The sequence below is a fragment of the Pseudomonas cedrina subsp. cedrina genome, assembly GCF_001983175.1.
Taxonomy (GTDB): domain Bacteria; phylum Pseudomonadota; class Gammaproteobacteria; order Pseudomonadales; family Pseudomonadaceae; genus Aquipseudomonas; species Aquipseudomonas cedrina.
In genome coordinates this window covers 1-20,743 of record NZ_MNPW01000026.1, presented here as the reverse complement: position 1 = coordinate 20,743, position 20,743 = coordinate 1, and the positions used below count along the sequence as shown (strand labels likewise).

19 protein-coding genes and 1 pseudogene are annotated in these 20,743 nt (G+C 61.3%); 17 read left to right on the top strand and 3 right to left on the bottom strand.

The window, feature by feature from the left end:
* Positions 1–128: 128 nt before the first annotated feature.
* The 14 genes and pseudogenes from BLL36_RS29485 to BLL36_RS29420 form a co-directional block, all read left to right on the top strand.
* A pseudogene (locus tag BLL36_RS29485) lies at positions 129–386 on the top strand (tetratricopeptide repeat protein); the annotation flags it as partial.
* Positions 383–1,084: a chemotaxis protein CheW gene (locus BLL36_RS29480; RefSeq protein ID WP_076955106.1), complete on the top strand. Its 702-nt coding sequence runs from the start codon at positions 383–385 to the stop codon at positions 1,082–1,084. The pseudogene BLL36_RS29485 and the gene BLL36_RS29480, both read left to right, overlap by 4 nt.
* Positions 1,081–3,357, top strand: coding sequence for a hybrid sensor histidine kinase/response regulator (locus tag BLL36_RS29475; protein WP_076955105.1), 2,277 nt, complete (start codon positions 1,081–1,083; stop codon positions 3,355–3,357). The genes BLL36_RS29480 and BLL36_RS29475 overlap by 4 nt, the downstream gene beginning before the upstream one ends.
* Positions 3,354–4,364: a chemotaxis response regulator protein-glutamate methylesterase gene (cheB, locus tag BLL36_RS29470; RefSeq protein WP_076955104.1), complete on the top strand. Its 1,011-nt coding sequence runs from the start codon at positions 3,354–3,356 to the stop codon at positions 4,362–4,364. Before BLL36_RS29475 ends, cheB begins: the two co-directional genes overlap by 4 nt.
* 51 nt (positions 4,365–4,415) lie before the next feature.
* The gene (locus BLL36_RS29465; protein ID WP_076955103.1) at positions 4,416–5,417 is read left to right on the top strand and encodes a response regulator; all 1,002 of its coding nucleotides are present in this window, start codon (positions 4,416–4,418) and stop codon (positions 5,415–5,417) included.
* Positions 5,418–5,760: 343 nt separating this feature from the next.
* Positions 5,761–6,856, top strand: a protein-coding gene (gene prfB / locus BLL36_RS29460) for a peptide chain release factor 2 (protein ID WP_130926011.1) whose coding sequence is annotated in 2 segments (ribosomal slippage) — positions 5,761–5,832 and positions 5,834–6,856 — 1,095 coding nt in all. Because the reading frame shifts where the segments join, the coding sequence is not laid out codon by codon here.
* 62 nt (positions 6,857–6,918) lie between these two features.
* Positions 6,919–8,421, top strand: a complete 1,503-nt coding sequence (lysS, locus tag BLL36_RS29455) for a lysine--tRNA ligase (protein ID WP_076955102.1) — start codon at positions 6,919–6,921, stop codon at positions 8,419–8,421.
* A gap of 152 nt (positions 8,422–8,573) precedes the next feature.
* Positions 8,574–9,290 (top strand): TetR/AcrR family transcriptional regulator, encoded by a 717-nt coding sequence (locus tag BLL36_RS29450; RefSeq protein ID WP_076955101.1) that lies wholly within the window; start codon positions 8,574–8,576, stop codon positions 9,288–9,290.
* A 128-nt stretch (positions 9,291–9,418) separates the two neighbouring features.
* On the top strand, positions 9,419–9,967 hold the full coding sequence (locus BLL36_RS29445) for a hypothetical protein (protein WP_076955100.1): 549 nt from the start codon (positions 9,419–9,421) through the stop codon (positions 9,965–9,967).
* A 20-nt stretch (positions 9,968–9,987) separates the two neighbouring features.
* Positions 9,988–11,265 carry a flavohemoglobin expression-modulating QEGLA motif protein gene (locus BLL36_RS29440; protein WP_076955099.1) on the top strand — a complete coding sequence of 426 codons (1,278 nt, stop codon included), beginning with the start codon at positions 9,988–9,990 and terminating at the stop codon, positions 11,263–11,265.
* 176 nt (positions 11,266–11,441) lie between these two features.
* Complete coding sequence (locus BLL36_RS29435; RefSeq protein WP_076955098.1) at positions 11,442–12,347, top strand: alpha/beta hydrolase; 906 nt, start codon at positions 11,442–11,444, stop codon at positions 12,345–12,347.
* Positions 12,344–12,670, top strand: coding sequence for a hypothetical protein (locus tag BLL36_RS29430; RefSeq protein WP_076955097.1), 327 nt, complete (start codon positions 12,344–12,346; stop codon positions 12,668–12,670). The genes BLL36_RS29435 and BLL36_RS29430 overlap by 4 nt, the downstream gene beginning before the upstream one ends.
* Before the next feature lie 169 nt (positions 12,671–12,839).
* On the top strand, positions 12,840–13,166 hold the full coding sequence (locus BLL36_RS29425; RefSeq protein ID WP_076955096.1) for a hypothetical protein: 327 nt from the start codon (positions 12,840–12,842) through the stop codon (positions 13,164–13,166).
* 85 nt (positions 13,167–13,251) lie between these two features.
* The gene (locus tag BLL36_RS29420) at positions 13,252–13,431 is read left to right on the top strand and encodes a hypothetical protein (protein WP_076955107.1); all 180 of its coding nucleotides are present in this window, start codon (positions 13,252–13,254) and stop codon (positions 13,429–13,431) included.
* A gap of 44 nt (positions 13,432–13,475) precedes the next feature.
* Here the strand turns inward: BLL36_RS29420 and BLL36_RS29415 are convergent, their stop codons facing one another.
* The 3 genes from BLL36_RS29415 to BLL36_RS29405 all read right to left on the bottom strand — a co-directional run bounded on the left by BLL36_RS29415 (position 13,476) and on the right by BLL36_RS29405 (position 15,358).
* Positions 13,476–14,261, bottom strand: coding sequence for an OmpA family protein (locus tag BLL36_RS29415; protein ID WP_076955095.1), 786 nt, complete (start codon positions 14,259–14,261; stop codon positions 13,476–13,478).
* A 55-nt stretch (positions 14,262–14,316) separates the two neighbouring features.
* Positions 14,317–14,727: a DUF4398 domain-containing protein gene (locus BLL36_RS29410; protein WP_173390380.1), complete on the bottom strand. Its 411-nt coding sequence runs from the start codon at positions 14,725–14,727 to the stop codon at positions 14,317–14,319.
* A 286-nt stretch (positions 14,728–15,013) separates the two neighbouring features.
* Positions 15,014–15,358 (bottom strand): pilin assembly protein, encoded by a 345-nt coding sequence (locus tag BLL36_RS29405; protein ID WP_076955094.1) that lies wholly within the window; start codon positions 15,356–15,358, stop codon positions 15,014–15,016.
* A gap of 185 nt (positions 15,359–15,543) precedes the next feature.
* Between BLL36_RS29405 and ppc the strand changes: the two genes are divergently transcribed.
* The 3 genes from ppc (at position 15,544) to tsaB (ending at position 19,903) form a co-directional block, all read left to right on the top strand.
* Positions 15,544–18,189, top strand: coding sequence for a phosphoenolpyruvate carboxylase (gene ppc / locus BLL36_RS29400; protein ID WP_076955093.1), 2,646 nt, complete (start codon positions 15,544–15,546; stop codon positions 18,187–18,189).
* A gap of 294 nt (positions 18,190–18,483) precedes the next feature.
* Positions 18,484–19,131 carry an adenylate kinase gene (gene adk / locus BLL36_RS29395; RefSeq protein WP_076955092.1) on the top strand — a complete coding sequence of 216 codons (648 nt, stop codon included), beginning with the start codon at positions 18,484–18,486 and terminating at the stop codon, positions 19,129–19,131.
* An 88-nt stretch (positions 19,132–19,219) separates the two neighbouring features.
* Positions 19,220–19,903 carry a tRNA (adenosine(37)-N6)-threonylcarbamoyltransferase complex dimerization subunit type 1 TsaB gene (gene tsaB, locus BLL36_RS29390; RefSeq protein WP_076955091.1) on the top strand — a complete coding sequence of 228 codons (684 nt, stop codon included), beginning with the start codon at positions 19,220–19,222 and terminating at the stop codon, positions 19,901–19,903.
* Positions 19,904–20,743: the final 840 nt, after the last annotated feature.

Sequence of the window (20,743 nt, the reverse complement as noted above, 5' to 3'; positions counted from 1 at the left end):
ACTGGAAATAGGGTTCCCTGAGAGCGGTCTTCACCTTGGATATAGCGCATAAGAAAAATGCCCGTATCTTGCGATACGGGCATTTTCTTAAACCGGGCGGCAAATTGCTAGGTTTTCACACAGCCTGCGCTTGCGAGCATTATCTGAACCACCATCCGCCGGCCGCCCAGGTGTTTTACTGGCTGGGGCTGCTCAGCGACGTGGCCGGCAATGCCCTGGAAGCCCAGGGCTATTATCGAAAAGCCTTGTACCTGGACCCCCAGCACCCGCAGGCCTTGATGCACCTGGCCGCATTGCTTGAGGCCCAGGGCGACAATGCGGGGGCGCGCCGCTTGCAGGCGCGGGCCGCCCGTAGCGAGCGAGCTGACAGTGAGTCCAAACGATGAATAACACCGAGGCGCTCGACACCGCAGGCCTGGACTTGACCCTGGCCGATGCCCAAGCCATCGACGACTGCTGGAACCGCATCGGTATCCATGGCGACAAGTCGTGCCCGCTGCTGGCTGACCATATCCATTGCCGCAACTGCTCGGTGTACTCGGCAGCCGCCACGCGCTTGCTCGACCGTTACGCCTTGCAGCAGGACGCCCATCGCCCGCACGCCGCCATGGAGCGGGGTGAGGACGTGATTACCCGTTCCCTGCTGATGTTTCGTCTCGGCGAAGAATGGCTGGGCATTGCCACTCGGTGCCTGGTGGAAGTGGCGCCGCTGCAACCGATTCATTCCCTGCCGCATCAGCGCTCCCGCGCCTTGCTCGGCGTGGCCAATGTGCGTGGCGCGCTGGTGGCGTGCCTGTCGCTGGTGGACCTGCTGGGGCTGGACGACACGACCCGTGGCGCCAGCGGTGGGCGCATCATGCCGCGCATGCTGATCATCGCCGCGCAGGATGGCCCGGTGGTGGTGCCGGTGGATGAAGTCGACGGTATCCATGCCATAGATGAGCGCACCTTGAAGGCGGCATCCGCCTCGGGCACCCAGGCCAGCGGGCGCTTCACCCAGGGCGTGTTGCAGTGGAAAGGCCGCAGCCTGCGGTGGCTGGACGAGGCGCAATTGCTGACCGCCGTGACCCGGAGCCTCACATGACCCCCGACCAGATGCGCGATGCCTCGCTGCTGGAACTGTTCAGCCTGGAAGCCGATGCGCAGACCCAGGTACTGAGCGCGGGCCTGCTGGCCCTGGAGCGCAATCCGACCCAGGCCGACCAGTTGGAGGCGTGCATGCGCGCGGCGCACTCGCTCAAGGGCGCCGCGCGCATTGTCGGGGTGGACGCCGGGGTCAGCGTGTCCCATGTCATGGAGGATTGCCTGGTCAGCGCCCAGGAAAGCCGCCTGCGTCTGCAACCCGAACACATCGACGCGCTGCTGCAGGGCACCGACCTGCTGATGCGCATCGCCACGCCGGGCAATGACGTGGGGCCTGCGGATATCCAAGCCTATGTTGCATTGATGGAGCGCCTGCTGGACCCGTCACAGGCACCGATCCAAACGCCGCCGACGCCGACTGAACCGGCCCCCGCGCCCGTCGTTGTAGAGCCGCCACCGGAACCCGAACCCGCGCCGCCGGTTGCCGCCGAGCCGCCACGCCAGGGCAAACGCCTGACCGAAGGCGGCGAGCGCGTCCTGCGGGTGACCGCCGAGCGCTTGAACAGCCTGCTGGACCTGTCGAGCAAATCCCTGGTGGAAACCCAGCGGCTCAAGCCTTACCTGGCCAGCCTGCAGCGCCTCAAGCGCATTCAAAACCAAAGCGTACGGGCGATGGATGCCCTGGATGGGCAACTCAAGACCCAGCATCTGAGTCTTGAAGCCCAGGAGGCCCTGGCCGACACGCGCCGCCTGCTCAGTGAGGCCCAGGCCTTGCTGGCGGAAAAAACCGCCGAGCTGGACGAGTTCGGCTGGCAGGCCGGGCAGCGCGCCCAAGTGCTCTACGACACCGCGCTGGCCTGCCGCATGCGTCCGTTTGCCGATGTGCTGGCCGGCCAAGCGCGCATGGTGCGCGACCTCGGCCGCAGCCTGGGCAAGCAGGTGCGCCTGGAAATCGAGGGTGAAAAGACCCAGGTCGACCGCGATGTACTGGAAAAACTCGAAGCGCCGCTCACCCACCTGCTGCGCAATGCCGTCGACCACGGCATCGAAATGCCTGAGCAACGCTTGTTGGCGGGCAAGCCGGCTGAGGGCCTGATCCGCCTGCGTGCGTCTCACCAGGCCGGTTTGCTGGTACTGGAGTTGAGCGATGACGGCAATGGCGTCGACCTGGAGCGCCTGCGCGGCACCATCGTCGACAGGCATCTGTCACCGCTTGAAACCGCGCTGCGCTTGAGCGAAGAAGAATTGCTGACGTTCCTGTTCCTGCCGGGTTTCAGCCTGCGCGACAAGGTCACTGAAGTGTCCGGGCGCGGGGTGGGCCTGGATGCGGTGCAGCATATGGTCCGCCAGTTGCGTGGTGCCGTGGTGCTGGAGCAGGCGGCCGGGCAGGGCAGTCGTTTCCATCTTGAAGTGCCGCTGACCCTGTCGGTGGTGCGCAGCCTGGTGGTGGAAGTCGGCGAAGAAGCCTACGCGTTTCCGCTGGCCCATATCGAGCGCATGTGCGACCTGGCGCCGGACGATATCGTGCAATTGGAAGGCCGCCAGCATTTCTGGCACGAAGGCCGGCATGTAGGACTGGTCGCCGCCAGCCAACTGTTGCAGCGTCCGGCAGGGCAGGGTCAGTCCGAAACGCTCAAAGTGGTGGTGATCCGCGAGCGCGATGCGGTGTACGGGATTGCCGTGGAACGCTTTGTCGGCGAGCGTACGCTGGTGGTGCTGCCGCTGGATGATCGCCTGGGCAAGGTCCAGGATATCTCCGCCGGCGCCCTGCTGGATGACGGCTCGGTGGTGTTGATCGTCGACGTGGAGGACATGCTGCGCTCGGTGGATAAACTGCTCAATACCGGCCGATTGGAACGTATTGCCCGGCGCAACCAACAAACCACTGAGGCGCCGCGCAAGCGGGTGCTGGTGGTCGACGACTCGCTGACCGTGCGTGAGCTGCAGCGCAAATTATTGCTTAATCGTGGTTACGAAGTGGCCGTGGCGGTCGATGGCATGGACGGCTGGAACGCCTTGCGTTCCGAAGACTTTGACCTGTTGATCACAGATATTGATATGCCTCGTATGGACGGTATTGAATTGGTCACACTCTTGCGCCGCGACAGTCGCTTGCAATCATTGCCGGTGATGGTGGTGTCCTACAAGGATCGCGAAGAAGACCGACGTCGGGGACTGGACGCCGGCGCCGACTATTATTTGGCCAAAGCCAGTTTTCATGATGATGCCCTGCTGGACGCCGTGGTGGAACTGATCGGAGGCGCGCGGGCATGAGGATTGCAATCGTCAATGACATGCCTCTGGCGGTGGAAGCCTTGCGCCGCGCCTTGAGCTTCGAGCCCGCGCACCAGGTGGTGTGGGTGGCCAGCAATGGCCTGGAAGCGGTGCAGCGCTGCGCCGAACTCACCCCGGACCTGATCCTGATGGACCTGATCATGCCGGTGATGGACGGCGTTGAGGCCACCCGGCGGATCATGACCGAGACCCCGTGCGCGATCGTCATTGTGACGGTCGACCGCCAGGCCAATGTCAGCCGCGTGTTCGAGGCCATGGGGCACGGCGCCCTGGATGTGGTGGACACGCCGCCCCTGGGCGTCGGCAACCCCAAGGACGCGGCGGCGCCGCTGCTGCGCAAGATCCTCAATATCGGCTGGTTGATCGGCCAGCGCGGCAGCCGTGTGCGGGCTGAAAGCGTTGCGCCGCGTATCACCGGCAAACGCCAGAGCCTGGTGGCCATCGGCTCCTCGGCCGGTGGCCCGGCCGCCCTGGAAGTACTGCTCAAGGGCTTGCCTCGGGATTTTGCGGCCGCCATCGTGCTGGTGCAGCACGTGGACCAGGTGTTCGCCGCCGGCATGGCCGAGTGGCTGAGCAGCGCCTCTGGCCTGCCGGTGCGCCTGGCCCGCGAAGGCGAGCCACCGCAAAGTGGCGTGGTGCTGCTGGCCGGCACCAACCATCACATTCGTCTATTGAAGAATGGCACGCTAGCCTATACCGCAGAGCCGGTGAACGAGATCTACCGGCCTTCGATCGATGTTTTTTTCGAAAGCGTGGCCAGCCACTGGAATGGCGATGCCGTCGGCGTTCTGTTGACCGGCATGGGGCGCGACGGGGCCCAGGGCCTCAAGTTACTGCGTGAACAAGGTTATTTGACCATCGCCCAGGATCAGCAAAGCTCGGCGGTGTATGGCATGCCCAAAGCGGCGGCGGCAATTGATGCCGCTGTTGAAATTCGCCCACTGGACAGGATTGCGCCCCGATTGCTGGAGGTGTTTGCAATATGATCACTCCCCTGCGCAGTGCTGGCCAGCAGGAAGTAATTCAGGTGACTGCACATGAATGATTTACAGATCGACGACATCAAGACCGACGAGAACGCCGCCATGGTGTTGCTGGTCGACGACCAGGCCATGATCGGTGAAGCCGTGCGGCGTGGCCTGGCCCATGAAGAAAACATCGACTTTCATTTCTGCGCCGACCCGCACCAGGCGATTGCCCAGGCGATCCGCATCAAGCCGACCGTTATCCTGCAAGACCTGGTGATGCCCGGTCTTGACGGCCTGACCCTGGTGCGCGAATACCGCAACCACCCGGCGACCGCGAATATCCCGATCATCGTGCTGTCGACCAAGGAAGACCCGCTGATCAAGAGCGCGGCGTTCTCGGCCGGGGCCAACGATTACCTGGTCAAGCTGCCGGACAACATCGAACTGGTGGCGCGCATTCGCTATCACTCGCGCTCCTACATGACCCTGCTGCAACGGGATGCGGCTTATCGCGCGTTGCGCGTCAGCCAGCAGCAGTTGCTGGACACCAATCTTGTGCTGCAACGGCTGGTGAACTCCGACGGGCTTACCGGGCTGTCGAACCGTCGGCACTTCGATGAATATCTGGAACTGGAATGGCGGCGTGCCATGCGCGACCAGACCCAGCTGTCGCTGCTGATGATCGACGTGGACTTCTTCAAGACCTACAACGACAGCTTTGGCCACGTTGAGGGTGACGAAGCCTTGCGCAAAGTCGCCAACACCATCCGCGAAGCCAGTAGCCGTCCTTCCGACCTGCCGGCGCGTTATGGCGGCGAAGAGTTTGCCCTGGTGCTGCCCAACACCTCGCCGGGTGGGGCTCGGCTGGTGGCCGAGAAACTGCGCATGGCGGTGGCGGCACTGAAAATCCCGCACATCGCCCCGGCCGAGGGCGCAAGCCTGACCATCAGCATCGGCCTGTCGACGATGACGCCGGTGCAGGGTACGGATTGCCGACAGTTGATCATGGCGGCGGACAAGGGGTTGTATACGGCCAAGCATAATGGGCGCAATCAAGTCGGGATCGAGTAATCCAGAACAACGTGGATCTCATGTGGGAGCTGGCTTGCCTGCGATAGCGGTCTGTAGTGAGCGGGCTTGTCCCGCGCTGGGTGGCGAAGCCGCCCCAACCTAGGCGACTCGGTTTTAACTGGAGCACCGAGGTGTCTTTATTGGGGCGGCTTCGCCCCCCAGCGCGGGCGGTGCGACGATTCGACAAGCCCGCTCACTACACACCGTCTTCGAGCAAGCCCGCTCCCACATTGGATATTCATCGGTCATCAAACTCGCCTTTTCGCCAAGCGGGCTGCCGTTTGACCCCATTTGCCGTTATACTCGCCGGCTTTCAAAAGTTCGCCAACGAGTGCTGCCCGCCATGGAAATCAACCCGATCCTTAACACCATCAAGGACCTGTCCGAGCGCTCCGAAACTATTCGGGGGTATCTTTGACTACGATCAAAAGCATGAGCGTCTGACCGAAGTCAATCGCGAGCTTGAAGATCCTGCTGTCTGGAACAAACCTGAATACGCCCAGGAACTGGGCCGCGAGCGCGCTGCGCTGGCGCAGATCGTCGACACCCTCGATGAACTGAACACCGGTCTGGCCGATTGCCGTGACCTGCTGGACATGGCCGTCGAAGAAGACGACGAAGGCGCAGTGGGCGATGTCGTCGCCGAGCTGGCCCGTCTCGAGGAGAACCTCGCCAAGCTCGAATTCCGCCGCATGTTCAGCCACGAAATGGACCCGAACAACGCCTACCTGGACATCCAGGCCGGTTCCGGCGGCACCGAGGCCCAGGACTGGGCCAACATCCTGCTGCGCATGTACCTGCGCTGGGCGGACAAGCGCGGTTTCGAAGCGACCATCATGGAGCTGTCCGCCGGTGAAGTCGCCGGTATCAAGGGCGCGACCGTGCATATCAAGGGCGAATACGCCTTTGGCTGGCTGCGTACCGAAATCGGCGTGCACCGCCTGGTGCGCAAGAGCCCGTTCGACTCCGGCAACCGTCGCCACACCTCGTTCTGCGCGGTTTTCGTCTCGCCAGAGATCGACGACAAGGTGGAAATCGAGATCAACCCGGCCGACCTGCGCATCGACACCTACCGCTCCTCCGGCGCCGGTGGCCAGCATGTCAACACCACCGACTCGGCCGTACGTATTACCCACGTACCGACCAACACCGTGGTCAGTTGCCAGAACGAGCGTTCCCAGCACGCGAACAAAGACACCGCCATGAAAATGCTGCGGGCCAAGTTGTACGAGCAGGAAATGCAGAAGCGCAACGCCGCTTCCCAGGCGCTGGAAGACACCAAGTCGGATATCGGCTGGGGCCACCAGATCCGTTCTTATGTGCTCGATGCGTCGCGGATCAAGGATCTGCGCACCAACATCGAACGCAGTGACTGCGACAAGGTACTCGACGGCGATATCGACGAATACCTGGAAGCCAGCCTGAAATCGGGGCTGTAAAGACTGTAGGCGATCCCCGGCCACAGGCCTGGGACAACGAACCTGATGGAAAATCAAAAGACATGAGCGACCAACAACTCGATCCGCAAGCCCTGCAACAGGAAGAAAACTCCCTGATCGCCCTGCGCAAGGAAAAGCTTGCTGCCGAGCGCGCCAAGGGCAATGCCTTCCCCAATGACTTCCGCCGCGAAAACTACTGCGAGGCCTTGCAGACTCAATACGCGGACAAGACCAAGGAAGAACTGGCAGAGGCTGCGATCCCGGTCAAGGTGGCAGGTCGCATCATGCTCAACCGTGGCTCGTTCATGGTGATCCAGGACATGACCGGGCGTATCCAGGTCTACGTCAACCGCAAGACCCTTTCCGAAGAAACCCTGGCCGCGGTGAAAACCTGGGACATGGGCGACATCATTGCCGCCGAAGGTACCCTGGCCCGCTCCGGAAAGGGCGACCTGTACGTTGAAATGACCCACGTGCGCCTGCTGACCAAGTCGCTGCGTCCGCTGCCGGACAAGCACCACGGCCTGACCGACACCGAGCAACGCTATCGCCAGCGCTACGTTGACCTGATCGTCAATGAAGACGTGCGCAAGACCTTCCGCGTGCGTTCGCAGGTCATCGCCCACATCCGCAGCTTCCTGATGCAGCGTGACTTCCTGGAAGTGGAAACCCCGATGCTGCAAACCATCCCGGGTGGTGCCGCGGCCAAGCCGTTCGAAACTCACCACAACGCGCTGGACCTGCCAATGTTCCTGCGTATCGCGCCGGAGCTGTACCTCAAGCGCCTCGTGGTCGGCGGCTTCGAGAAGGTATTCGAGATCAACCGCAACTTCCGTAACGAAGGTGTCTCGACCCGCCACAACCCGGAATTCACCATGTTGGAGTTCTACCAGGCTTACGCCGACTACGAAGACAACATGGACCTGACCGAAGAGCTGTTCCGCGAGCTGGCGCAGTTGGTATTGGGCAGCACCGACGTGCCGTACGGCGACAAGGTGTTCCACTTCGGCGAGCCGTTCGTGCGCCTGTCGGTGTTCGATTCGATCCTCAAGTACAACCCCGAGCTGACGGCCGACGACCTGAACGACATCGACAAGGCCCGTGCCATCGCCAAAAAAGCCGGGGCCAAGGTGCTCGGTTTCGAAGGCCTGGGCAAATTGCAGGTGATGATTTTCGAAGAGCTGGTGGAGCACAAGCTGGAACAGCCGCACTTCATTACCCAGTACCCGTTCGAAGTGTCGCCGCTGGCCCGTCGCAACGATGACAACCCGAACGTCACCGACCGTTTCGAGCTGTTCATCGGCGGCCGCGAAATCGCCAACGCCTACTCCGAGCTTAACGACGCGGAAGATCAGGCCGAGCGCTTCATGGCCCAGGTGGCCGACAAGGACGCCGGCGACGATGAGGCCATGCACTACGACGCCGACTTCGTCCGCGCCCTTGAATACGGCATGCCGCCAACCGCCGGTGAAGGCATCGGCATCGACCGCCTGGTAATGCTCTTGACCAACTCGCCGTCGATCCGCGACGTGATCCTGTTCCCGCACATGCGGCCCCAAGCGTAACCGTAGCGAAATTCAGAGCCGCCTTTTATAAGGCGGCTTTTTTATGTGGCGTTTATAAGCGTCAAGCAAACAGCGCCAGGTTATCGTTCCCTCGCTCTGCGTGGGAATGCATACCGTGACGCTCCGCGTCACCTTATAAAGGAAGATTTGTCGTGAACCGCGTAACCGCACAAGAAGGCGCCGCCGGCATTGCCGCTGCCGTGGCTGAAAGCGTCCAGTACCAGGGCCGCAAGGCCAGCCGTCGCGGCAGCGAACAACGCAGGCAGGACATTCTCGATGCGGCCATGCGTATCGTGGTGCGTGATGGCGTACGGGCCGTGCGCCATCGGGCGGTGGCGGCGGAGGCGGGGGTGCCGCTGTCGGCCACCACCTACTATTTCAAGGATATCGATGACTTGCTCACCGATACCTTTGCCCAATACGTTGAACGCAGCGCCGCCTTCATGGGCAAGCTCTGGGTGCGTAACGAAGGCCTGCTGCGCGAAATGGTCGCGTACGGCGACGGCAGCCCGGCATCCCGCTCGCAACTGGCCGATGACATCGCGCGGCTGACCGCCGATTATGTCTTGCGCCAGCTGACCAACCGCCGAGAACACCTGATGGCCGAGCAGGCCTTTCGCCAGGAGGCGTTGCTCAACCCGCGCCTTGCCGAATTGGTGCGTTCCCATCAGCAGATCCTGTTGCAGGGCACCGGGCAGTTTTTCCAGGTATTGGGCTCGCGCGAACCGCAACAGGATGCCAAAGTGTTGACGGCGATAATCAGTCGGATGGAATATCAAGGCCTGTTGGGCGGCGCAGAGCCTCTGACCGGTGAAGAGATGCTTGAGATCCTCAAGCGTTACATGCATTTGGTGTTGGCCTCGGTCTAGCCAGGCCTGTGCGCGATCTGCTTTATGTGGGAGCTGGCTTGCCTGCGATAGCATCACCTCGATGTACCTGAAGTATCGAGGTGCCTGTATCGCAGGCAAGCCAGCTCCCACATCTGACGGGGTATTACATGAAAACCTGGCGTCTTGCGGTAATCGCCTTGTCGTTCCTGCTGCTCAGCGGTTGCCTGGTCACCTTCAAGAACCCGCTGCCCGCGCGCGAAGCGGCGCCGCATGAGCTGCTGGGCCAATGGGCCAGCAAGAACGCCTGGGGCGAGCCGCTCAATCTGCACATCACCAGCGCCGGCGAACACCGTTATAAAGCCGTGAGCTACCCTACAGCCAAGCCGGGCCAGCGCGACGAGTACCTGTTTACGGTTTCGCGCCATGGCAGTCGCTGGTACCTGTCGGCGCCGTTGCCGGCCAAACTGGGTGGGCATTTCATCCTGGCCGGCTTTGAGATCAACGAAAAGCACGAATTGGTGGTCTACAACCTCGACCTCGACCAGATCCACCAGGCCATCGGCCAACAGGCGCTGCATGGCAGCACCGTGGAAACCGCCGAAGGCGATGGGGTGCTGGTCGACAGCAACATGGACCAGGTGTTTGCCTACCTGGATGACCCGGCCAACGCCGATGTATTCGTGGAAGCCGTGCGCTACCGGCGCGCGGGCCAATAACGTTCAAGAGGAAGCACCGGGTGGACGATTACCAGCAGACGATACGCACCTTGTCCGATCGCATTGTGCTGGCGCAAACACCGATACGCGTCCTCGATGCCGTGAAGTGGGACGACCACATTCGCCAGGGATTCCTCAAGGCCAAGGGCAAGGAAATGCCCGCAGTCGATCGTGATTACTATCTGAACCGGCCGCTGTCGTTCGACTCCAGCGCAGTGAAGCTGGAATTCCAGAACATCGAGCGCGATATCACCCGCCGCCTTGGCCAGTTCAGCCCGGTGGGGCAGATCATGCGCCGCATGTGCAGGGAATACCGCATGGTGGTGCGCATGCTTGAAGCGCGCGGCACCGAGGATTTCGGCCTGATCTCCCAGGAGCTGTATGGCGCCGCCTCCGATGCATTCCACGCCGGCGACCCGACCCTGGCTGATCTGGGCCTGATGCTGTCCGACTACCTGAACAATATCGACGGCCGTGGCGACCTCAAGGACGAAGCCAAGACCCTCACCGCCAAGGACGCCGTGGCCCTGCTGCAAACCCGCCTGAACAAAGTGTTTGGCGAGGCCGAAGAGACCATTCGCGTGTTCGAGTCCGACGGTATCGTCGCCGACGCCGCGGCGGGCGCCGACTACATCAAGATCCGCGCCGACGCGATGTTCAACGACCGCGATGTGCGGGCCCTGGAAGTGCATGAAGGCCTGGTGCATGTGGGCACCACGCTCAATGGCCAGAACCAGCCGATCTGCACCTTCCTGTCCAAGGGGCCGCCGTCGTCCACCGTGACCCAGGAAGGCCTGGCGATCCTGATGGAGATCATCACCTTCGCCTCCTACCCAAGCCGCCTGCGCAAACTGACCAACCGCACCCGCGCCATCCACATGGTGGAAGAGGGCGCCGACTTCCTCCAGGTGTTTGAGTTCTTCCGCGAGCAAGGCTTTGAAATGGCCGAAAGCTATGGCAACGCCAGCCGCGTATTCCGTGGTTCGGTGCCCAACGGCCTGCCGTTTACCAAGGACTTGTCCTACCTCAAGGGCTTCATCATGGTCTACAACTACATCCAGCTCGCCGTGCGCAAAGGCAAGCTGGAACAGGTGCCGCTGCTGTTCTGCGGCAAGACCACCCTGGAGGATATGCGTACCCTGCGCCAGCTGGTCGACGAAGGCCTTGTGGTGCCGCCCAAATACCTGCCGGAACAGTTCCGCGACATGAACGCGCTGGCGGCCTGGATGTGTTTCTCCAACTTCCTCAATCACTTGAGCCTGGATCGGATTGAGGCGGATTACTCCAATATCCTATAGAGACGTTCCCTGACGAAACTCGATCAAAACTGTGGGAGCTGGCTTGCCTGCGATAGCGGTGTATCAGTCATAGCTGTTTTTACTGAAAGACCGCTATCGCAGGCAAGCCAGCTCCCACATTGGATCTTCACTGGTTTGTAGGATTGATTTCCAACCCCTTCACGAGGCTTCAACGGATGAGAATCCTCGGCATTCTATGCCTGCTACTCACCTTGAACGGTTGCAGCTCGCTGCTGTTCTACCCCGAACCGGGCCTGCCGTTCACGCCGGAAAAAGCACACCTTGAGTACCGCGACGTCACCCTGACCACCGCCGACGGCGTCAAGCTTCACGCGTGGTGGCTGCCGGCCAAACCCGGTGTTGCGCTCAAGGGCACGGTGCTGCACCTGCACGGCAACGGCGGCAACCTGGCCTGGCACCTGGGCGGTAGCTGGTGGTTGCCCGAGCAGGGTTACCAGGTGCTGCTGCTCGACTATCGCGGTTATGGATTGTCCCAAGGCAAGCCCTCGTTACCCGCGGTGTACCAGGACGTGGACGCCGCATTCAACTGGATCGACAAAGCGCCCGAAACCCAGGGCCAGCCGCTGATCGTGCTGGGCCAAAGCCTGGGCGGCGCGCTGGCGGTGCACTACCTGGCGGCCCATCCGGAGCGTCAACCCCGGCTCAAGGCGTTGGTGCTGGACGGCGTGCCGGCCAGTTATCGTGACGTAGGACAATTTGCCCTGAGCACCTCATGGTTAACATGGCCGTTGCAGGTGCCGCTGTCATGGCTGGTGCCGGACGGCGACAGTGCAATCGCTGCCATGCCACGGCTGACGGGCGTGCCGAAACTGTTGTTTCACAGCCTGGATGACCCGATCGTGCCCATGAACAATGGCATTCGCCTGTACCAGGCCGCACCGCCGCCACGGGTATTGCAGCTGACCCGAGGTGGCCATGTGCAGACCTTTGCCGACAAGACCTGGCAAACCGTGATGCTGCGCTACCTGGATGACCCGCAGCATTTCAACGGCCTGCGCCGGCTGGGCGAAATTCCGAACTACCCTACTCAAAAACCTGATCCCTCAGAGAGCCCGCAATGAGCGAAGAACGCAACATGATCCCGCTGATCCTCACCGGCATTGGCACCATCATCGGTACCGTCGGTTGCCTGTGGTTCTACGGTTACCTGCACTTTGCCAAACCGGAAGATGCGCTGTTGCTCAGTGATTTCACCATGCTCAAGACCGTGCCCGGCGAGGACTACAAGATTTCCGTCACGCCGGCCGCGCAAGTGGCACAGTGCGTCGACGGTGTGCTGGTGATGTTCGATACCGAGCAGAAAGGCCTCAGCGGCGTGCTGGTGAACAACAAGAAGCAGGCTGTGCGTTGCATGGGCCAGGAAACCCCGCAATTGCAACAATGAACCCTGGTTTTGTCGCTGTGAGAAAGCTCCGTTTTGTGTGCCGATTAATGATTTGACCCATGTCGGTCGCTCGGCAACCCGGAACCACCCTGACGTGTTCACCACAGATCATGGACTGATTGGCATTGCTGATCGGTCCATTTTTTTCATCAGTCTGGAGTGAGCCTATATGGAAGGTGTAAACGCAGTACCGGTTGCAGGGAACACTGGCAATGGCGTGAATGTAGCCGAAGGCCCTCAGCAGAACCAGGGTCTGGATCAACAGATTCGGGACGTGCGACGGCAAATCAAAGACCTGCCGCCTAGCGCCTCTCAAGGCGGCGAGGGCAGCGATGAGCTGAAGAAATTGATAGAGCTGCTGGAGAAGCTGATTGCACAAAAGTCTCAAGGTGCACAGGGCGATCAGGGTGCACAAAACGGTCAAGGTGGTCAGGCTGGCGGCCAGGGCCAAATCAAGTTCCCCGAGTCGCAGGGCTCAGGCGAGATCAAAATCTAACTGACGCCTCTCAGGAGGAATGCCTGGAACCGTTTCGGCTCAATTACCACATAAAAAGCTACAACTTGCACAGATTGGGTCGAGTATGAAAATACATATTCCTGTATTAGAAAACATGTTGGCGATAGCAAGGCATCATGTGGCGCTGGAACAGGAAGACGCGCGCAGGTACAAGCGCGATCAACAGATGGATGAACCGGTGGGCGGGAAGATTGAAATGCCAGCCGAGGACACACATCGCCTCGTCCAGTTCGACGAGCCGTAAAAAAACCCACCGTGAGGTGGGTTTTCTTATCGCGCTTCAATCAGTCAGTTCGCCATCGACGAACGTGGCTTGACCGGCTGGTTGTCGTTGGAGATGGTCACTTCGACGCGACGGTTCATGGCGCGGCCCGACACGCTGGTGTTGTCGGCAACCGGGTATTCCTTGCCGTAACCCTGGGTGACGATGCGCGAGATGTCCACGCCTTGTTGAGCCAGTGCGCGTTGTACGGAGGCTGCACGACGCTCCGACAGGCTCTGGTTGTACGAATCGGAACCTGTGCTGTCGGTATAGCCTTCGACGATCACTTTACGGTCCGGGTTGTCGCGCAGGAACTGGGCCAGCTTGGTGATGTTGACCAGGCCGCTGGATTTCAGGTCGGACTTGTTGGTGGCGAACAGCACGTCACCGAAGGTCACCAGGGTGCCGCGGTCGGTTTGCTTGGCGTTCAAGCTGTCTTGCAGTTGCTTGATTTGCGCGTCGCGAGCGTCCAGCAAAGCGCGGGCGCGTTCGTCGCCGGCGTTTTTCAGCTTGGCTTCGGATTCACGCAGCACGATGGTGTCTTTGGCCACTTCAACGCGCTGGTTGGTCAGGTAGGCCAACTGGTCGACTTTCTTCTCGTCTTCTTTATCGCGGTAGGCCTTGTCAGCCTTGTCCAGCCATTCGCTGGCGTCCTTGGTTTCCAGTGCCGCCAGCTTGGTGGCCTGCGGGTTGGTCTGCAGGGCCGAGAAGTTGGTCCGTGCGTTTTCCAGGTTCGCGTTCGGCGGGGTGGAGCAAGCCGCCAGTGCAACGCTCATCGCCAGCAGGGCAGGGATCATCAATTGTTTACGCATAGTCGTGTCGTCCTTTCAATTCGATATCAGGTGCGGTTCGGTCACAGCAAGCGTCTTACTTCTGCTGGATAGCAGCCGGGCGCATGCCTTCCTTACGCAGCTCGTCAACAGCCTTCTGAGAATCCTTCACGGCCTGTTCAGCCTTGGCGGCCTGGGACTTGCGCTCTGCGACGCGAGCGTCCCACTCGGCTTGTTCAGCCAGGCGGCGGGCTTCGTCGTAGTTCTTGTCGTGCATGGCAATCTCGGCTTGCTTGAGCTTGTCCTGGGCCGACTTCATTTCTACAGCGGCGTACTCGGTGCCGCCGGCGCTGACGGCGCTGTTCACCGCAGACTGGGTGACCGCGTACTGCTCGGTCGGAGGGTTGCCGGCGCAACCTGCCAGAACGAAGCTGGTGCCGATTGCCAGCGCGGCCAATTTAAGCCCGCGCAGGTGATTAAACGAGGATTTGGCAGTGCTGGTCTTCATCGTCTTCAACTCCATTGGATAACTCCTGAAAAACATTAAATCCATGACACTGGAATGCGGCTTCGGCCCTGCGGTAAAGCTGCAAGCGCCTTTTAAAACGGCCGTTCCAAGTGATGGCTTACTGGCTGTGACCGGAGGCTTTTTTCAAAAGTTCAGCGGAGGTGGCGATTTGCCTGAAAAAATATTCTGACCGATTGGTCAGGGTAAAAAATTGGAACTTCTGCCTTGCGCAGGGGTATGCCGGGCCCACTTGAGGCCCGGAATACAGGGGTGTTGCGGGAGAGCGTCAGTGTTTCTGTTCGTCGGAACTGGCCGACAAGTCATTCAGATAGCGGCGCGACAAGCTCAGGAAGCGTGGCGTAGGGCCGACGTCCTCATACAGCGGATCGCCCTCTTCATCGGTGGCAATCACCTGTTGGCCCTTGATGTAGGGAAAGCTGGCTTCCAGCTCTTCAAGGGCGGCGCCGATCAGCTCGCCGAGCAGTTCTTCGGGGTGGCGCTTGGGGTACATCTCGGCAATGGCCGCCAGCCTCGCGGCGGACTCCACGTCCAAGTGGATCGCGTACTCGGTTTTGGTCAAGCGACCCTTGGCGTTCTCTTCCCAATGCTGGGCCAGTTCTCGGATTTTCATGGCAACCTCAATAAAGCCCGCGATGGCGGGCGGTGATGAGTGACCAGCCGCTCCCATGGATGAACACGGGCGACTCAGTCATGAGACTCGCTGCAACCGACAAGGTTTAAAGTCTTGTCATAAAGGGGCGCTGGCGGCACTCTGGCAGACCTGCGCGTCCCGGATTTCTGGCTGGAGATTGGCTGATGAGTGATATCGATGCACGCTTGCGTGAGGACGTTCACCTGCTGGGTGAGCTGTTGGGCAACACCATTGCAGAGCAGTACGGCGATGATTTCCTCGACAAGATCGAGCAGATCCGCAAAGGCGCCAAGGCGGATCGCCGCGGCGCCATTTCCGAGAAAACAGCCGGCGATGAACTGAGTACTCGCCTTAACCAGTTGCAGGAACATGAACTGCTGCCGGTCGCCCGGGCGTTCAACCAGTTCCTCAACCTGGCCAATATCGCCGAGCAGTACCAGCTGATCCACCGGCGCGATGAGTCGCAACCCGCGCCGTTCGAGTCCCGCGTATTGCCGGAGTTGCTGGCCCGCCTGCAAAGCGAAGGCCACAGCAACGAATCCCTGGCCCGACAGTTGGGGCGCCTGGAGATCGAGCTGGTCCTTACCGCCCACCCCACCGAAGTGGCGCGCCGCACCCTGATCCAGAAGTACGATGCCATCGCCGCGCAACTGGCGCTGCAGGATCACCGTGACCTCACGACCGCCGAGCGCGAGCAGATCCGCCAGCGTCTGCAACGCTTGATCGCCGAAGCCTGGCACACCGAAGAAATCCGCCGCACCCGGCCCACCCCGGTGGACGAGGCCAAGTGGGGCTTTGCGGTGATCGAGCATTCGCTGTGGCACGCCATCCCCCATTACCTGCGCAAGGCTGACCAGGCGTTGCACAGCGCCACCGGCCTGCGTTTGCCCTTGGAAGCCGCACCGATTCGCTTCGCGTCGTGGATGGGTGGCGACCGTGACGGCAATCCGAATGTCACCGCGCCGGTCACCCGCGAAGTGTTGCTGCTGGCACGCTGGATGGCCGCCGACCTGTACCTGCGCGACGTCGATCAACTGGCCGCCGAACTGTCGATGCAGCAAGCCAGCCCGGCCCTGCAGGCCAAGGTCGGCGACAGCGTCGAGCCTTACCGCGCCGTGCTCAAGCAATTGCGCGAGCGCCTGCGCGCCACGCGCCAATGGGCCCACAGCGCGTTGAGCAGCAGCACACCGGCGCCGGCCGAGGTGCTGCAGGACAACCGCGAACTGCTGGAGCCGCTGCAGTTGTGCTACCAGTCGCTGCATGAGTGCGGCATGGGCGTGATCGCCGATGGCCCGTTGCTCGATTGTCTGCGCCGAGCCGTAACCTTTGGGTTGTTCCTGGTGCGACTGGATGTGCGCCAGGACTCAAGCCGCCACTCGGCGGCCATGACCGAGATCACCGACTATCTCGGGCTGGGTCGCTATGAAGACTGGGATGAAGAGGCGCGCATCAGCTTCCTGATGAAGGAACTGGCCAACCGCCGCCCCCTGTTGCCGGGGTATTTCAAACCGTCTGCCGACACCGCCGAGGTGCTGAACACCTGTAAGGAAATTGCCGCCGCACCCGCCGCGTCCTTGGGCTCGTATGTCATCTCCATGGCCGGCGCTGCGTCGGACGTGCTGGCGGTGCAACTATTGCTTAAAGAATCGGGCGTACAGCGGCCGATGCGCGTGGTGCCACTGTTCGAAACCCTGGCCGACCTGGATAACGCCGGCCCGGTGATCGAGCAATTGTTGCTGCTGCCGGGTTATCGCACGCGTTTGCAAGGACCGCAGGAAGTGATGATCGGCTACTCGGACTCGGCCAAGGACGCCGGCACCACCGCTGCGGCCTGGGCGCAATACCGCGCGCAGGAGCGGTTGGTGGATATCTGCCGCGAACAACAAGTGGAACTGCTGTTGTTCCACGGTCGCGGTGGCACGGTTGGGCGTGGCGGCGGCCCGGCCCACGCGGCGATTCTGTCGCAGCCGCCGGGTTCGGTGGCGGGACGGTTCCGCACGACCGAACAAGGTGAAATGATCCGCTTCAAGTTCGGCCTGCCGGATATCGCCGAGCAGAACCTCAACCTCTACCTGGCGGCGGTACTGGAAGCGACGCTATTGCCGCCACCGCCTCCAGAGCCGGCCTGGCGCCATTTGATGGATGAATTGGCGGCGGACGGTGTCAGCGCGTACCGCGCGGTGGTGCGGGAAAATCCGCAATTCGTCGAGTATTTCCGCCAGTCCACCCCGGAACAGGAGCTGGGCCGCTTGCCGCTGGGCAGTCGTCCGGCCAAGCGCCGTGCGGGAGGGATTGAAAGCCTGCGCGCGATCCCTTGGATATTCGGCTGGACCCAGACTCGCCTGATGCTGCCGGCCTGGCTGGGTTGGGAAGCGGCGCTGAGCAAGGCCCTGGAGCGCGGCGAAGGCGAACTGCTGGGGCAGATGCGCGAGCAATGGCCATTCTTTCGCACCCGCATCGACATGCTGGAGATGGTGCTGGCCAAGGCCGATGCCGATATCGCCCGCCTGTATGACGAGCGCCTGGTGCAGCCGGACCTGCTGCCGTTGGGTGCGCATTTGCGCGACCTATTGTCGCAGGCATGCGGCGTGGTGCTTGGCCTGACGGGTCAGTCGCAACTGCTGGCGCATAGCCCGGACACCCTGGAGTTCATCCGCCTGCGCAACACCTACCTCGACCCCTTGCACTTGCTGCAGGCCGAGTTGCTGGCGCGCTCGCGCCAGCAGCAAGCGGCGCAGGACAGCCCTCTGGAACAGGCGCTGCTGGTGTCGGTGGCCGGTATTGCCGCCGGGTTGCGTAACACCGGCTGAGGTTTTTTGCGTGTTCTCAACAGCTTGCGGTTAAACCGCGACGGCCGCCCTGAAAAGGGCGGCGGTTGTTTAACGGGCCGGGTTGCACCCAGGCACACCCTACCTATGGCGCATGCGCGGCGCAGGTTCCTGCGACTTTTGGCGGCTTGTATGGATAGGGCCTGCTGTGTATCTTGATCAGCCTTTGGCCGTTTGGGCGGCCTGGACCCAAATTTTTACACGCCATATTTTACGAGATTGGCCCCATGCGGCGAATCCGAGCGTCATCTCTATAAAAAATTGAGGAGCACATCAATGCGCGTCATTCTGCTGGGAGCTCCCGGGGCCGGTAAAGGTACTCAGGCAAAGTTCATCACTGAAAAATTCGGCATTCCACAAATCTCCACCGGCGACATGCTACGTGCGGCCGTGAAGGCCGGCACCGAGCTGGGCCTGATCGCCAAGAGCGTGATGGACAGCGGCGGCCTGGTTTCCGATGACTTGATCATCAATCTGGTCAAGGAGCGCATCAGCCAGGAAGACTGCAAGAACGGTTTCCTGTTCGACGGCTTCCCACGCACCATTCCCCAGGCTGAAGCCTTGGTAAAAGCCGGCGTCGAGCTGGATGCCGTGGTTGAAATTGCGGTTGAAGATGAAGAAATCGTGCAGCGCATTGCCGGTCGTCGCGTTCACGAAGGCTCGGGCCGCGTGTACCACGTCGTCTACAACCCGCCGAAGGTTGAAGGCAAGGACGATGTCACCGGTGAAGACCTGGTGCAGCGTAAAGACGACACCGAAGAAACCGTGCGTCATCGCCTGTCGGTCTACCACTCCCAGACCAAGCCGCTGGTGGATTTCTACCAGAAGCTGTCCGCCGCCCATGGCAAGCCGAAGTACAGTCATATTCCTGGCGTCGGCTCGGTTGAAGCGATCACTGCCAAAGTGCTGCAAGCACTGAGCTGACCGCACGACCGGCTTCACGGATAACGGCCCGCTTGCGGGCCGTTGTTGTTTATACTGGCGCACTTTTTTGACTTGGACACCGACACCGATGAGCACCCTGCTGGCCCTGGACACCGCGACTGAAGCTTGCTCCGTAGCCCTGCTGCACGATGGCAAGGTCACGAGCCACTACGAGGTGATCCCGCGCCTGCACGCGCAGAAGCTGTTGCCGATGATCAAGCAACTGCTTGAGGACGCAGGCATTACGCTGGCTGCGGTCGATGCCATCGCCTTCGGCCGTGGACCGGGTGCGTTTACCGGCGTGCGCATCGCCATCGGCGTGGTGCAAGGCCTGGCGTTTGCGCTGGAGCGCCCGGTATTGCCGGTGTCCAACCTCGCCGTACTGGCCCAGCGCGCGTTGCGGGAGCACGGTGCTTCCCAGGTGGCGGCGGCGATCGATGCGCGCATGGATGAAGTCTATTGGGGCTGCTATCGCGAAACGGCTGGGGAGATGCGCCTTGTCGGCGTAGAAGCGGTGCAGTCGCCGGAGTCGTCCGTGTTGCCGTTGGATGTCGGCGGCGAGTGGTTTGGTGCTGGTACTGGTTGGGGTTATGGCGAACGCATTGCTGTGCCTTTGGTTGGCCAGGACGCTGCAATGTTGCCTCATGCCGAGGATCTGCTGATGTTGGCGCGGTTTGCGTTTGAGCGGGGGGAGGCGATTCCAGCCGATCAGGCGGCGCCGGTTTACCTGCGGGATAAGGTGGCGCAGACCAAGGCTGAGCGTGGTCTTTAATTTTGGTGATTGGGCCGGGTACATATCCATTCCTGCGGTAACGGCCGCTTAGGGTTCCGCTCTTACAGCGGGTCACTTTTGGAAGGACCCAAAAGTAACCAAAAGGTCCTCGCCCCAACACTCGGCACCTCGCCTAGGCTCGGTGTGCCCTCACTCCGGCTTTGGAGCGTGGGCCGCCGCAATGGGCCATCCATGGCCCAGTGCGGCTAACCCGGCGTCCTGCCGGGTTACCCACGCTCCAAAGCCTGCGTTCGGCCAGCGTGTTTGACGGGGCGATCCCAGATCAAAAGCCAAAGCGCGGCGGCCTTAGAGCCGACCGATATTTAATGTCGAGCTCGGTTAAAACTGTGGGAGCTGGCTTGCCTGCGATGGCATCAACTCGGTGTGTCTGATGTACCGGGGTGTCTGCATCGCAGGCAAGCCAGCTCCCACAGAAAAGCAGATCGGTGGAGTGCCACCTAATCTGCTCTTGATCTGCTCTTGATCTGCTCTTGATCTGCTCTTGATCTGCTCTTGATCTGGCTTGTGATCTTGATCTTAGGCGCCCCGTTAACCACGCTGGCCGAACGCAGGCTTGAATCCGTGGGTAACCCGGCAGGACGCCGGGTTAGCCGTCCTGGGCCATGGATGGCCCATGACGGCGGCCCACGGATTCAAGCCGGAGTGAGGGCATGCCGAGCCTAGGCGAGGCACCGAGTGGTGGGGCAAGAGCCCTAATGAGATGGTCAGCCCGGCGAGAACCTCAGGTCTAAACTACTGGGGTTCTCACTTTTCTTGAGGAGGCTTTCTCATGAACAGCGTAACGCTTCTAGGCATCGACATTGGCAAGAACAGCTTCCA

Bases quoted from the DNA above. Each gene is read 5' to 3' on its own strand.
- BLL36_RS29435 (WP_076955098.1), top strand. From the start codon at position 11,442: ATGAGAATCCTCGGCATTCTATGCCTGCTACTCACCTTGAACGGTTGC.
- BLL36_RS29425 (WP_076955096.1), top strand. From the start codon at position 12,840: ATGGAAGGTGTAAACGCAGTACCGGTTGCAGGGAACACTGGCAATGGC.
- BLL36_RS29420 (WP_076955107.1), top strand. From the start codon at position 13,252: ATGAAAATACATATTCCTGTATTAGAAAACATGTTGGCGATAGCAAGG.
- BLL36_RS29415 (WP_076955095.1), bottom strand. From the start codon at position 14,261: ATGCGTAAACAATTGATGATCCCTGCCCTGCTGGCGATGAGCGTTGCA.
- BLL36_RS29480 (WP_076955106.1), top strand. From the start codon at position 383: ATGAATAACACCGAGGCGCTCGACACCGCAGGCCTGGACTTGACCCTG.
- BLL36_RS29475 (WP_076955105.1), top strand. From the start codon at position 1,081: ATGACCCCCGACCAGATGCGCGATGCCTCGCTGCTGGAACTGTTCAGC.
- lysS (WP_076955102.1), top strand. From the start codon at position 6,919: ATGAGCGACCAACAACTCGATCCGCAAGCCCTGCAACAGGAAGAAAAC.
- BLL36_RS29465 (WP_076955103.1), top strand. From the start codon at position 4,416: ATGAATGATTTACAGATCGACGACATCAAGACCGACGAGAACGCCGCC.
- ppc (WP_076955093.1), top strand. From the start codon at position 15,544: ATGAGTGATATCGATGCACGCTTGCGTGAGGACGTTCACCTGCTGGGT.
- BLL36_RS29410 (WP_173390380.1), bottom strand. From the start codon at position 14,727: ATGAAGACCAGCACTGCCAAATCCTCGTTTAATCACCTGCGCGGGCTT.
- BLL36_RS29405 (WP_076955094.1), bottom strand. From the start codon at position 15,358: ATGAAAATCCGAGAACTGGCCCAGCATTGGGAAGAGAACGCCAAGGGT.
- tsaB (WP_076955091.1), top strand. From the start codon at position 19,220: ATGAGCACCCTGCTGGCCCTGGACACCGCGACTGAAGCTTGCTCCGTA.
- BLL36_RS29445 (WP_076955100.1), top strand. From the start codon at position 9,419: ATGAAAACCTGGCGTCTTGCGGTAATCGCCTTGTCGTTCCTGCTGCTC.
- BLL36_RS29430 (WP_076955097.1), top strand. From the start codon at position 12,344: ATGAGCGAAGAACGCAACATGATCCCGCTGATCCTCACCGGCATTGGC.
- adk (WP_076955092.1), top strand. From the start codon at position 18,484: ATGCGCGTCATTCTGCTGGGAGCTCCCGGGGCCGGTAAAGGTACTCAG.
- cheB (WP_076955104.1), top strand. From the start codon at position 3,354: ATGAGGATTGCAATCGTCAATGACATGCCTCTGGCGGTGGAAGCCTTG.